This window comes from Bacillus sp. LSHTCR4, from assembly GCF_057197025.1.
In genome coordinates, this window is the sequence record NZ_JBXUNO010000001.1 from 1,317,464 (window position 1) to 1,329,918 (window position 12,455).

Consider the following 12,455-nt stretch of genomic DNA (forward strand, 5'->3'; position numbering starts at 1 on the left):
AAGGAGCAGGAAACCATGAAGTTATTTCATACAGCGGATTGGCATTTAGGAAAGCTTGTTCATGGCGTATATATGACTGAAGATCAAAAGATTGTATTAGATCAGTTTGTACAAGCCGTTGAAGAAGAAAAACCAGATGCCGTAATTATTGCAGGGGATTTATATGACCGAGCAATTCCACCTACAGAAGCAGTAGACTTATTAAATGATGTGCTGCAAAAAATAGTGATTGATTTACAAACGCCAGTTATTGCAGTTGCTGGAAACCATGATAGTCCAGATCGTATTCATTTTGGAAGTAGTTTAATGAAGAAACAAGGATTATTTATTGTGGGGCAATTCCAATTTCCTTATGAACCAATTATATTAAATGATGAACATGGCGAGGTTCACTTCCATCTCGTTCCATATGCGGATCCAAGTATAGTTAGACATGTATTGAAAAATGAAGACGTACGTTCTCATGATGATGCGATGCGTATTTTTATGAATGAGCTTTCTGAAACAATGGATAAAGAAGCGAGACATGTATTTGTTGGTCATGCATTTGTAACTTCTGCTGGAGAGGCGGAAGAGAATACAAGTGATGCTGAACGACCGCTTTCAATTGGTGGTGCTGAATACGTAAATAGTCATTATTTTGATAAGTTTCATTACACAGCGCTTGGACATTTACATCAAGCGCATTTCGTACGTAATGAGACAATTCGATATTCAGGTTCGCCACTTGCGTATTCTATTTCTGAAGAAAAACATAAAAAAGGATACTATATTGTGGAGCTGAACGAGCAAGGTGAAGCAACAATTGAAAAAAGGTTACTTACACCACGTCGTAAAATGCGAACAGTAGAAGCGAAAATAGATGAATTATTACAACATCCAGTAAGTGAAGATTACGTGTTTGTAAAATTATTAGATGAAAATCCTGTCTTGCAGCCAATGGAAAAAATACGCTCTGTATATCCAAATGCAATGCATGTTGAAAGATCCATTCAAAGACAAGAGTTCACAGAGTCAAATGAAGTAACTGTTTCAAGACATAAAATGGATGATTTATCACTATTAAAAGCTTTTTATAAAGAAATGAAAGGTTTAGATTTATCAGAAGAGAAAGAACGTCTATTTGTAGAAGTATTACAAACAGTGCAAGAACGGGAAGGTGAACGAGGATGAGACCGATTCAGCTTATTATGACGGCATTTGGCCCATATAAACAAAAAGAAGTAATTGATTTTGACGATCTGGGAGAGCATCGTATTTTCGCCATTTCTGGGAACACGGGCGCTGGAAAGACAACGATTTTTGATGCGATTTGTTATGTATTATATGGTGAAGCAAGCGGAGAAGAACGAAGTGATACGAGTATGCTCCGCAGTCAATTTGCTGATGATAATGTGTATACAAGCGTAGAATTAACCTTTCAGCTAAAAGGGAAACGCTATGAAATAAAACGACAACTGGGACATAAAAAACAAGGGAACAAGACGATTACGGGACATGCAGTAGAATTATATGAAGTAATTGATGAAGAGAAGGTTCCAGCTGTTGATCGTTTTCATGTAACGGATGTAAATAAAAAAGTAGAAGATTTAATTGGTTTAAGTAAACATCAATTTAGTCAAATTGTTATGTTACCGCAAGGGGAATTCCGAAAACTATTAACATCTGAGACTGAAAACAAAGAAGAAATTTTGCGTCGTATTTTTAAAACAGATCGTTATAAGTTAATGCGAGAGTTACTTGATCAAAAACGAAAACAATGGAAAGACGTCTTACAAGAAAAACAAAAAGAGCGAGAGCTACATTTTCGTAATGTTTTTAAATTACCGATCCGAGATGGAGCATTATTAGAGACATTAGTGGAACAAGAGCATGTAAATACGCATCAAGTAGTAGAAGCATTAGAACAAGAAACAGCTGTGTATAAGGCAGAAGTTGAGCAATTACAAGTAGAACAAGATGTTCAAACGAAGCAATTAAAGGATGCTGAAACACGTTTTCACGCAGCGAAGTCTGTAAATGAGAAGTTTATAGATTTACAACAAAAGAATGAGAAATATAATACTTTACAAGAAAATCGTACAGTTATTGAAATGAAAGAAGCATCTTTTAAGCGTGCGGAACAAGCGAAGCGCTTATTACCATTTGAACAATGGCACGAAGAAGCGATGCAAAATGAGCAGAGAGCTGAAAGTTTGTTAAAACAAATTATCGCCAAAAAAGATAATATAATGAGTAATTTTGAACTTGCTCAGGGGAAATATGAAGCAGTAAAGAATAAAGAACCTGAGAGAGAAGATGCAAAAAAACTTGTTCAAAGATTAGAAGAGTTACAATCGATTATTGCATCGTTAGCTGAGAAACAGTTGAATTTACAAAATGCAGAAATTCAAATAGGAAAATTAAAAGAAAGTATGCAAAACTTAGATCGACAATTAGAAGAGCATACAAATCAAAAACAGCTAATGTCTAGTGAATTACAACAACTCGAACAAGCACTTGAGCAATATGTAGCTAAAGTAGAAGAACTAACGAATATGCGAGAAGATGCAAAAGTTTTAAAGCAAGCATATGATGTATGGCAAGAAAAACAAAAATTCGAGAAAGAAAAAGAGGTAGCATATAGTAAGATGCAATTGGCAGTTAGCGCATATGAAAATATGGAACGCCGCTGGTTAAGTGAACAAGCTGGTATATTAGCTCTTCATTTACATGCTGGCGAGTCTTGTCCAGTATGTGGTAGTACGAACCATCCGAAAAAAGCTACAGAGCAAAGTGATGCGATCGATGAAAAAGAGTTAAATGATTTAAGAGACAAGAAGAATCTTGCTGAAAAATTACATATTCAGTTAGAGGAGAAATGGAATTTCTATCACCTTCAATATGAACAGATAATAGTAGAGGTTAAGAAGCGGGGCTATCGCTCAGAGAAATTAGATGAAACATATAGTGCACTTGTTCACAAGGGAAAACAATTAGCAACTGAAGTGAATACGTTAAAGGCAAGTGAAGAAACGCGTAAGCAAACAACTGTGAATATAAAAAGCGTAGAAGAAAAAGTAGATGCACTTCAGAAACAAAAACGTGAGGTAGAAACAGAGCAGCACCGTATCGAAATGGATTATATGCAGCTTCGTACGTCATATGAACATGATAAGAAAAACATTCCTGAAAACTTACAGACAGTCCAAGCTTGGAAAGTTCAATTTGATCAAGCTATGCATGAACTCAGATTAATGGAGGACGAATGGAAGAAAGTGCAGGAAGCGTATCAACATTGGCAAAACGAAAATATACGTATTCAAGCAGAACAGGAAGGTGCTTCTACTCAATTTGAAAGTGCAAAATTGAAGAAAGAAGAGACATTCACGCGCTTTATGAAAGAGCTTGAGCAGAGCGGATTTACAGATCAATCTACGTATAAAGAAGCTAAATTAAGTGATGCTGAGATGGAAATGATACAAAAAGAAATTCAAAGCTATTACTCATCTCTTGAAGTACTTGCGAAACAAATTGAAGAGTTACATGCTGAATTAAAAGATAAAGAGTATATGGATATTACAGCGTTAGGTGAACACATACAAGAACTAGAAATTAATCTTGATATCATTAAAGAAAAACGTCAACGTGCGCAAAATGCGGTAACATATATTTCTGATTTACATGAAAATATTAAACGTATTGATGAGCAAATTCATGAGGAAGAAAAAGCTTTCCAAGAACTTGTTGACTTATATGAAGTAATGAAAGGTGATAACGAAAGCCGTATATCATTTGAACGTTACATCTTAATTGAGTATTTAGAACAAATTGTTCAAATTGCAAACGAACGATTACGTAAATTATCAAATGGACAATTTTATTTAAAACGCAGTGAACGAGTTGAAAAGAGAAATCGCCAAAGTGGATTAGGCTTAGATGTATACGACGCATATACTGGCCAAACACGCGATGTAAAAACATTATCTGGCGGCGAGAAATTTAATGCATCACTTTGTTTAGCGCTTGGAATGGCAGACGTCATTCAAGCGTATGAAGGTGGTATTTCGATTGAAACGATGTTTATTGACGAAGGGTTCGGTTCATTAGATGAGGAGTCATTAACAAAAGCAGTTGACGCCTTAATTGACTTACAAAAATCAGGCCGATTTATTGGTGTAATCTCACACGTTCAAGAGCTGAAAAACGCAATGCCAGCTGTATTAGAAGTAACGAAGCAGAAGGATGGGTGTAGTCAGACTCGGTTTGTGGTGAAGTAAGTTCAATTGTAATTCATATTATTTGCGATTCTTTAGTATAGAACTTTTGATAAAATAAATGCCTCCTCTGTATTGAGGAGGCATTTATTTGTTATTCAGAATTAGATAACTCACTCAGGAGTTATCTGTAGAAGGCGGCGTGTTTTCCAAACGATTATAAGCTTTAAAAGCCGAAATTGCTGATATAACACCACCTACTAAAAATAAAGCTGATCCACTGACTAATATGATACGACTGACATACGTTTCGCGTGCTTCCTCGACTTCCTCCTGTAACGTTGTTGGCATTTGAATTCCCCCTAAACAACATTTATTTTGTAGATAGTATATACAAACGCCTAAAATATGTTAAAATCACTGGATAGTGTTAGGAGGAAATATGTAGTTAGATGTGAATTGTTTGAAAAATCTTCATTACAAATTTATGCGAACTTCACATAGAGCACATATTAAAATTGTATTATGTATATGTACCAAATAAATAAAGTGAATTGAATGTATTTCTGTTTTTAAAAATTTAAAATTCTATTATTTTTATATAAAGGTTTCACATCAGAGTTTTAAATATTTTGGAAATAGATCTAAATAAAAGGAATTCATATAAAAGGGGAATGTCTTATGACAACATATACGAGTGAAATGAAAAAAACTTTAGTTTCAGAAGAAGATGTAGATATTTTAAAAATTATGGCGCATCCAATCCGACTGCAAATTGTAAATGAATTAAGTACAAGAAAAACTTGTAATGTAACACAATTAACAGAGTTACTGAATATTCCACAATCTACTGTTTCACAACATTTATCAAAAATGAAGGGTAAAGTGTTACGAGCAGAGAGAAGAGGTTTAGAAATTTATTATCATATTAACAATTTAAAAGCGAGTAAGATTGTTAATGTTTTAGGATATATAAACTAATGAAGTATTTTCATATAAAATAGCCGCTGCTGGTGAGCAGAGGCTATTTTGTGTTGTTTTATCCCGCGTTAACGGACAGTAAAACTCCCACCTCAAAATTCAGTTGGAGCAAAGAAGTTAGGTGGGAGATCAACTGTCCGTAAACGTCCGATTGGTTCAACTAATAATCAGTGGGGGATGAACAAAACCCCCACTGATTAAAGTTTCACTTTATGTATTCGTATTTAATATTTTATAGTTTTTATGATTTACAATTGTTCGTTCAAATTCAAAAGTACCACCGCTTACATCTGTAATTTCAACTAAGACCGATTCAGTATAAAGTTTTAGTACAGATCCCGTAATCTTTAAATTGTTTCGTTGAAAAAGTATAGTATCCCCTACGTTTGCTTTCATAGTACCTCCTCATTAAAGACAGAAATATTTTTTATTATATATATTAAACCACGTATAGGTATATTAGTGAATATTTAGTTTTATTTATCAAAAAAATATTTGTGGTTTTATAAAAGATAAAGTACATCGTAGTGTGAAAAATTTTTTCTATTTTAATTGGAAAATTAAAATCTTGCAATCTAGTAATGGTATAAATTTAGACATGATTTTTACAAAAAAGATGATATAACAGCTGTAAATCGTATTGAAGCTAAACATTATAAAAACTGCTTATGTATTTAATAAGTAGTTTTTTGTATTTCGTCCTTCGTTTTCTGTAACTGATTCTATGTTTTTGACGCTCTGTCTTGTAAGTGCTTACATAAGCGGAAACATCTTATACAATGAAGGTGTTAAATCAAAAGAGGTGACCAAAATGAACATAAAAAAACAAGACTTAGCGAAAAGCATTGAAATAGAAAGAGGAGGCGGAAAGGTATGAAAAAATCAACTGTTAATCCATGGCTTGTTGTCCTTGGCACAGTCATCGTACAAATGGGGCTTGGAACGATATATACATGGAGTTTATTCAATCAGCCTTTAGTTAGTAAATACGGTTGGAGTCTTAACGCAGTTGCGATAACTTTCTCAATTACTAGTCTTTCCTTAGCATTTTCAACTTTATTTGCGAGTAAATTGCAAGAAAAATGGGGACTTCGTAAACTTATTATGATAGCTGGACTAGCATTAGGACTAGGATTAATACTTAGTTCACAAGCTTCCTCATTGATATTGCTTTATGTACTTGCAGGAGTTGTTGTAGGATATGCAGATGGTACAGCATATATCACTTCACTATCAAATTTAATAAAGTGGTTTCCAGAGCGTAAAGGTTTAATTGCTGGTATTTCTGTCTCTGCATATGGTTCTGGTAGCTTAATCTTTAAATACGTTAACGCACAGTTAATTGAATCAGTTGGTGTATCACAAGCATTTATATATTGGGGTTTAATTGTTACAGCTATGATTGTTCTTGGAGCTTGTTTAATCCATCAAGCTGCTGATCAAGGTGCAGTTCAGGAAACAAAAACTCATGAATATACAACGAAAGAAATGTTAGGCACAAAACAAGTATACTTATTATTCATCATGTTATTTACATCATGTATGAGTGGCTTATACTTAATTGGTATGGTAAAAGATATTGGTGTTCAACTTGTAGGGCTTAGCGCAGCGACAGCAGCTAATGCGGTGGCTATGGTTGCAATATTCAACACTTTAGGTCGTATTATTCTAGGGCCTTTATCAGATAAAATTGGTCGTTTGAAAATCGTTACTGGTACTTTTGTTGTTATGGCGAGTTCAGTATTAGTTCTAAGTTTTGTAGATTTAAATTACGGTATTTACTTTGTATGTGTAGCAAGTGTAGCGTTTTGCTTTGGTGGAAATATCACTATTTTCCCAGCTATTGTTGGTGATTTCTTCGGTATGAAAAACCATAGTAAAAATTACGGAATTGTGTATCAAGGATTTGGATTCGGAGCGCTTGCAGGTTCCTTTATCGGTGCACTTCTAGGTGGATTCAAACCAACCTTCATGGTGATCGGCGTATTATGTGTCGTGTCATTCATTATCGCAATTTTAATTCAAGCACCTAAACAGAAAAAAGAACAAGAAGAAGAATATTGCAGCGTAGCATAAGTATATAAATCTTCTATAACACTATGATTACGAAAAAGCATCCTGTTAAATAGGGTGCTTTTTTTGAATTATTTTAAGGGGGTTATATAATTTTTTGAGACAAAAAAGTGAGTGGAATTGTTATTTGGATTATATTGGAATATAAAAATGGTATATTATATTCGAAATACATATTAAATCTTAAATTATTAACAAGACATGCATTGATAATTGCAAGATATATTTTCAGAAAAATATTGAGAAAGTATATACTTGAGTTTTTTAAAAAGCATTATAAATAAACGTATCTATAGTTTATCTTCTTCAATTTTTACAAAGAGGAGTATGAATTAAAGTATTAATGTAAGTACTTATTAATACTTTTAGATGTAATTGTATTGAAAATTACTAAAAAATTTTATCTGAAAAATAAAAATAGGTTGACAAGTTTATTGAGAAAGATTATCATTTCGGTGTAAGATTATTAAATGAAAAACATTATCAATGAATAATATTTTGATGAAAAGTACACTTGACCAATTACTTTAGTAAGTGTATTATTTTTAACATCGATAATGATAATCATTATCATTAAAATTATCATTTGTTTAATTAGATTAATTTTTAAATGAAAGGATAGAGGAAATGAACTTAGGGGAATTTGATGGGAAAACTGTTTTAGTAACAGGTGCAGCTCAAGGTATAGGTAGTGTTGTTGCCAAAATGTTTTTAGAAAGAGGAGCTACAGTTATTGCGGTTGATCAAAATGAAGAGGGGTTACAAGTACTCTTAAAACAAAATGAATTAAATAAAACACGTATGAAAACATTTCGTTTAGATGTAAGTGATAGTGCTGCTGTTGAAGATATGATAAATCATATTGCAAATGAAATAACGCCAATAGATATATTAGTAAATGTTGCAGGGGTTTTACGTATGGGAGCGATTCACTCGTTAAGTGATGAAGATTGGAATAAAACATTCTCTGTAAATTCTACAGGAGTTTTCTATATGTCCCGAGCAGTAAGCAAACATATGATGCAAAGAAAGTCAGGGGCAATTGTTACAGTTGGTTCAAATGCAGCAAATACGCCGAGAGTGGAGATGGCTGCATATGCTGCATCAAAAGCTGCTACGACGATGTTTATGAAATGTTTAGGTTTAGAACTTGCAGCGTACAACATTCGCTGTAACCTAGTTTCTCCGGGTTCTACTGAAACTGAAATGCAAAGGTTACTATGGGCTGATGAGAATGGGGCAAAAAATATAATTGCGGGCTCTCAAAGTACATATAGACTCGGTATACCGTTACAAAAAATTGCACAGCCTTCAGAAGTTTCCGAAGCGGTATTATTTTTAGCTTCAGATAAAGCAAGCCACATTACAATGCACAATTTATGTGTCGATGGCGGAGCTACATTAGGAGTTTAATAAAAAATTAGGGGGCTAATATACTATGAATGAATTTACGGCTGTAAAGGAACTGTCGGAAAAATTATTAGAAGATTATAAGACTGAATCTTCTTTCTTTTTCGCTTCACCAACTCGAACGATATTGACAGAAGGAGGATTTACTGCAGTAAAGCATCATGAAATTGAAAGTTTCCCAGAGCTTGTGCAAGCAGTGTTACGTAATGCAAAACAAGCAGGAAATCCGAATCCTATCGTTGTCGGTGCCTTGCCATTTGATCGTAGAAAAGAAGTTCAACTTATCGTACCAGAATATAGCAGAATTTCTGAGCGTTTACAATTGGATACAACAAATCAGTTTGAAACAAATGAGAACGTAACATTCGAAATGACGCCAATGCCAGAGCCTGAAGTGTATATGAATGGCGTGAAGCAAGGAGTTGAAAAAATACAGGATGGGCATTTAAAGAAAATCGTTCTATCCAGATCGTTAGATGTTAAATCTTCCAAAAGGATTGATAAGCAAAAACTTCTTCGAGAATTAGCAGAGCATAATAAGCACGGTTATACATTTGCTGTGAATTTATCGAAAGATGAAAACGAGAATAGTAAGACGTTAATTGGAGCAAGCCCTGAATTACTCGTTTCACGTAATGGTATGCAAGTTACTTCTAATCCGTTAGCTGGTTCAAGACCGAGAAGCGATGACCCAGTGGAAGATAAGAGAAGAGCAGAGGAATTACTTTCGTCTTCAAAAGATTTACATGAACATGCAGTAGTAGTGGAAGCGGTTGCCACTGCGCTTCGCCCATACTGTCATACATTACATGTTCCGGAAAAACCATCCGTTATTCATAGTGAAGCGATGTGGCATTTGTCTACAGAAGTGAAAGGCGAGCTTAAGGATCCAAATACTTCTTCTTTACAATTAGCAATTGCCCTTCATCCTACTCCCGCAGTTTGCGGAACTCCGATGGAAAAAGCAAGAGAGGCTATACAGCATATTGAGCCATTTGACCGCGAGTTCTTTACAGGAATGCTAGGATGGAGCGATTTAAATGGAGATGGAGAATGGATTGTTACAATTCGTTGTGCTGAAGTACAAGAAAATACACTCCGTTTATATGCAGGAGCTGGAGTTGTTGCTGAGTCAAAACCAGAAGATGAGTTAGCAGAAACATCAGCTAAGTTCCAAACGATGCTGAAAGCTTTAGGATTAAATGATAGTTCACTTAATGAAAAGTAGGGGGCAGAAAGAATGCTAACAGGTTATACAGAATGGCCAAAAGAATTTGCCAATCGTTACCGAGAAGAAGGCTGTTGGCTTGGAGAAACATTTGGCGGGATGTTAAGAGAGCGTGCTGAAAAATATGGGGATCAAATTGCAGTTGTAAGTGGAAATACGCATATAACGTATAGTGAGCTTGATAAAAAAGTAGATCGCTTAGCGTCAGGTTTACTGAATTTAGGAATAAAGAAAGAGGATCGAGTCGTAATCCAACTACCTAACGTTATCGAGTTTTTTGAAATGTGTTTTGCGCTATTTCGAATCGGAGCACTTCCTGTTTTTGCACTACCTTCACATCGTAGTAGTGAAATTAGTTATTTTTGTGAGTTTGGTGAGGCGAATGCTTACGTTATTTCAGATAAGGCTCTCGGTTTTGATTATCGAAAACTAGCAAGAGAAGTGAAAGAGAAAGTACCAACTTTACAACAAGTCATTGTAGTGGGAGAAGAAGAAGAATTTGTGAACATAAGTGATTTATATATAGATCCCGTTCCATTACCAGAAGTTCAGCCCAGTGATGTTGCGTTTCTCCAATTATCAGGAGGGACAACAGGACTTTCTAAATTAATTCCTCGAACGCATGATGATTATATTTATAGTTTACGTGTTAGCGCTGAAATTTGTAATTTAAGTGCAGAGAGTGTCTATATGGCCGTTCTTCCAGTAGCACATAATTACCCGATGAGCTCTCCTGGAACATTTGGAACTTTCTATGCGGGTGGAAAAGTTGTGCTGGCAACTGGAGGTAGTCCGGATGAGGCATTTACACTTATCGAAAAAGAAAAAGTTACGATTACTGCTCTCGTACCGCCATTAGCAATGGTTTGGCTTGATGCTGCATCTTCTCGTAATGCTGATTTATCGAGTCTAGAAGTGATTCAAGTAGGTGGTGCTAAGTTTAGCGCTGAGGTTGCAAAACGTATACGCCCTACATTTGGATGTACGTTACAGCAAGTGTTCGGTATGGCGGAAGGATTAGTGAACTATACAAGATTAGATGATCCGGAAGAAATTATTATTCATACACAAGGTAGACCAATGTCTGCACTCGATGAAGTACGAGTTGTTGATGAAAATGACAACGATGTAAAACCGGGCGAAGTAGGTAGTTTATTAACACGAGGTCCATATACAATTCGTGGTTACTATAAAGCCGAAGAGCATAATGCACGATCATTTACAAAGGATGGATTTTATCGCACAGGTGATCTTGTAAAAGTAAATGAACAAGGATACATCATTGTAGAAGGAAGAGATAAAGATCAAATTAACCGTGGTGGTGAGAAAGTTGCTGCGGAAGAAGTTGAAAATCATCTATTAGCACACGATGCGATCCATGACGTAGCAATCGTATCTATGCCTGACGATTATTTAGGTGAACGCACCTGTGCTTTTGTTATAGTTCGCGGACAAGTTCCGGCAGTAAGTGAATTAAAAATGTTTTTAAGAGAACGTGGTATAGCGGCTTATAAAATTCCAGATCGAATTGAATTTATTGAATCATTCCCGCAAACAGGAGTCGGAAAAGTCAGCAAAAAAGAACTACGTAAAGTCATTGCTCAAAAACTTATTACAGTAAAACAATAATAAAAATCGGAAGGAAGTGATTAGATGGCTATCCCATCTATTTCAGTATATAAAATGCCAATTGAATCAGAACTACCAAAAAATAAAGTGAATTGGACACCAGATCCGAAACGTGCAGTACTTTTAATTCATGACATGCAAGAATACTTTCTTGATGCATATAGCGATAAAGAATCACCAAAAGTAGAACTTATTTCAAATATTAAAATGATAAGAGAAAAATGTAAGGAACTTGGTATACCAGTTGTTTATACAGCACAACCTGGTGGGCAAACGTTAGAACAACGAGGTTTATTACAAGACTTTTGGGGTGACGGTATACCTGCTGGACCAGATAAAAAGAAAATTGTTGATGAACTTACTCCTGATGAGGATGATATATTCATAACAAAATGGAGATATAGTGCATTTAAAAAGACAAATCTATTAGAAATTTTAAATGAACAAGGAAGAGATCAACTCATTATTTGCGGTATTTATGCGCATATTGGCTGCCTTTTAACAGCTTGTGAAGCATTTATGGATGGTATAGAGCCGTTCTTTGTAGCAGACGCAGTTGCTGATTTTTCACTAGAGCATCATAAACAAGCATTGGAGTATGCATCTAATAGATGTGCAGTAACGACATCAACAAACCTACTGTTAAACGATTTACAAAGTGTAAAAGGTGATGAGAGTGAAGGAACCACTATACAGGAAGTGCATGAACTAGTTGCACAACTACTTCGTGAGCCAGTAGAGAGTATTGATATTGATGAGGACTTATTAAATAGAGGGCTTGATTCGGTCAGAATTATGAGTTTAGTAGAGAAGTGGCGTCGTGAAGGGAAAGAAATCACTTTTGCAGATTTAGCAGAACGTCCAACTGTTGCGGGTTGGTACAGTTTACTATCTTCACAAACAGCACAGGTGCTGTAACAAATAGACTACATAATAAA

At 35.1% G+C, this 12,455-nt stretch carries 10 protein-coding genes; 8 read left to right on the forward strand and 2 right to left on the reverse strand.

Annotated features, from left to right (window positions below; all coding sequences use genetic code 11):
* Positions 1-15 precede the first annotated feature (15 nt).
* The gene (locus AC2CGR_RS06775) at positions 16-1,173 is read left to right on the forward strand and encodes an exonuclease SbcCD subunit D (RefSeq protein WP_131102093.1); all 1,158 of its coding nucleotides are present in this window, start codon (positions 16-18) and stop codon (positions 1,171-1,173) included.
* Positions 1,170-4,259, forward strand: a complete 3,090-nt coding sequence (locus tag AC2CGR_RS06780; RefSeq protein WP_484480674.1) for an AAA family ATPase — start codon at positions 1,170-1,172, stop codon at positions 4,257-4,259. Before AC2CGR_RS06775 ends, AC2CGR_RS06780 begins: the two co-directional genes overlap by 4 nt.
* Before the next feature lie 114 nt (positions 4,260-4,373).
* Here AC2CGR_RS06780 and AC2CGR_RS06785 read toward each other — a convergent pair whose 3' ends face one another.
* Positions 4,374-4,547 (reverse strand): hypothetical protein, encoded by a 174-nt coding sequence (locus AC2CGR_RS06785; RefSeq protein WP_061687784.1) that lies wholly within the window; start codon positions 4,545-4,547, stop codon positions 4,374-4,376.
* A 330-nt stretch (positions 4,548-4,877) separates the two neighbouring features.
* Here AC2CGR_RS06785 and AC2CGR_RS06790 point away from each other — a divergent pair, with 330 nt between their 5' ends.
* Positions 4,878-5,177, forward strand: coding sequence for an ArsR/SmtB family transcription factor (locus AC2CGR_RS06790; RefSeq protein WP_000214794.1), 300 nt, complete (start codon positions 4,878-4,880; stop codon positions 5,175-5,177).
* 210 nt (positions 5,178-5,387) lie between these two features.
* Here AC2CGR_RS06790 and AC2CGR_RS06795 read toward each other — a convergent pair whose 3' ends face one another.
* Positions 5,388-5,573, reverse strand: a complete 186-nt coding sequence (locus AC2CGR_RS06795) for a YkvS family protein (RefSeq protein WP_087968036.1) — start codon at positions 5,571-5,573, stop codon at positions 5,388-5,390.
* Between the two features lie 477 nt (positions 5,574-6,050).
* Here AC2CGR_RS06795 and AC2CGR_RS06800 point away from each other — a divergent pair, with 477 nt between their 5' ends.
* The 5 genes from AC2CGR_RS06800 to AC2CGR_RS06820 all read left to right on the forward strand — a co-directional run bounded on the left by AC2CGR_RS06800 (position 6,051) and on the right by AC2CGR_RS06820 (position 12,435).
* Positions 6,051-7,253, forward strand: a complete 1,203-nt coding sequence (locus tag AC2CGR_RS06800; protein ID WP_484480675.1) for an L-lactate MFS transporter — start codon at positions 6,051-6,053, stop codon at positions 7,251-7,253.
* Between the two features lie 624 nt (positions 7,254-7,877).
* A complete protein-coding gene (gene dhbA / locus AC2CGR_RS06805) occupies positions 7,878-8,663 on the forward strand; it encodes a 2,3-dihydro-2,3-dihydroxybenzoate dehydrogenase (RefSeq protein ID WP_484480676.1) in 786 nt (261 codons plus the stop codon).
* Between the two features lie 25 nt (positions 8,664-8,688).
* Entirely contained in the window at positions 8,689-9,888 is a 1,200-nt protein-coding gene (gene dhbC, locus AC2CGR_RS06810) for an isochorismate synthase DhbC (RefSeq protein WP_484480677.1), read from the forward strand.
* Positions 9,889-9,900: 12 nt separating this feature from the next.
* Positions 9,901-11,517: a (2,3-dihydroxybenzoyl)adenylate synthase gene (locus tag AC2CGR_RS06815; RefSeq protein ID WP_484480678.1), complete on the forward strand. Its 1,617-nt coding sequence runs from the start codon at positions 9,901-9,903 to the stop codon at positions 11,515-11,517.
* A gap of 24 nt (positions 11,518-11,541) precedes the next feature.
* Positions 11,542-12,435, forward strand: coding sequence for an isochorismatase family protein (locus AC2CGR_RS06820; protein ID WP_484480679.1), 894 nt, complete (start codon positions 11,542-11,544; stop codon positions 12,433-12,435).
* Positions 12,436-12,455 lie beyond the last annotated feature (20 nt).

Coding starts and splice junctions, on each gene's coding strand:
- AC2CGR_RS06775 (WP_131102093.1), top strand. CDS start 16: ATGAAGTTATTTCATACAGCGGATTGGCATTTAGGAAAGCTTGTTCAT.
- AC2CGR_RS06780 (WP_484480674.1), top strand. CDS start 1,170: ATGAGACCGATTCAGCTTATTATGACGGCATTTGGCCCATATAAACAA.
- AC2CGR_RS06785 (WP_061687784.1), bottom strand. CDS start 4,547: ATGCCAACAACGTTACAGGAGGAAGTCGAGGAAGCACGCGAAACGTAT.
- AC2CGR_RS06790 (WP_000214794.1), top strand. CDS start 4,878: ATGACAACATATACGAGTGAAATGAAAAAAACTTTAGTTTCAGAAGAA.
- AC2CGR_RS06795 (WP_087968036.1), bottom strand. CDS start 5,573: ATGAAAGCAAACGTAGGGGATACTATACTTTTTCAACGAAACAATTTA.
- AC2CGR_RS06800 (WP_484480675.1), top strand. CDS start 6,051: ATGAAAAAATCAACTGTTAATCCATGGCTTGTTGTCCTTGGCACAGTC.
- dhbA (WP_484480676.1), top strand. CDS start 7,878: ATGAACTTAGGGGAATTTGATGGGAAAACTGTTTTAGTAACAGGTGCA.
- dhbC (WP_484480677.1), top strand. CDS start 8,689: ATGAATGAATTTACGGCTGTAAAGGAACTGTCGGAAAAATTATTAGAA.
- AC2CGR_RS06815 (WP_484480678.1), top strand. CDS start 9,901: ATGCTAACAGGTTATACAGAATGGCCAAAAGAATTTGCCAATCGTTAC.
- AC2CGR_RS06820 (WP_484480679.1), top strand. CDS start 11,542: ATGGCTATCCCATCTATTTCAGTATATAAAATGCCAATTGAATCAGAA.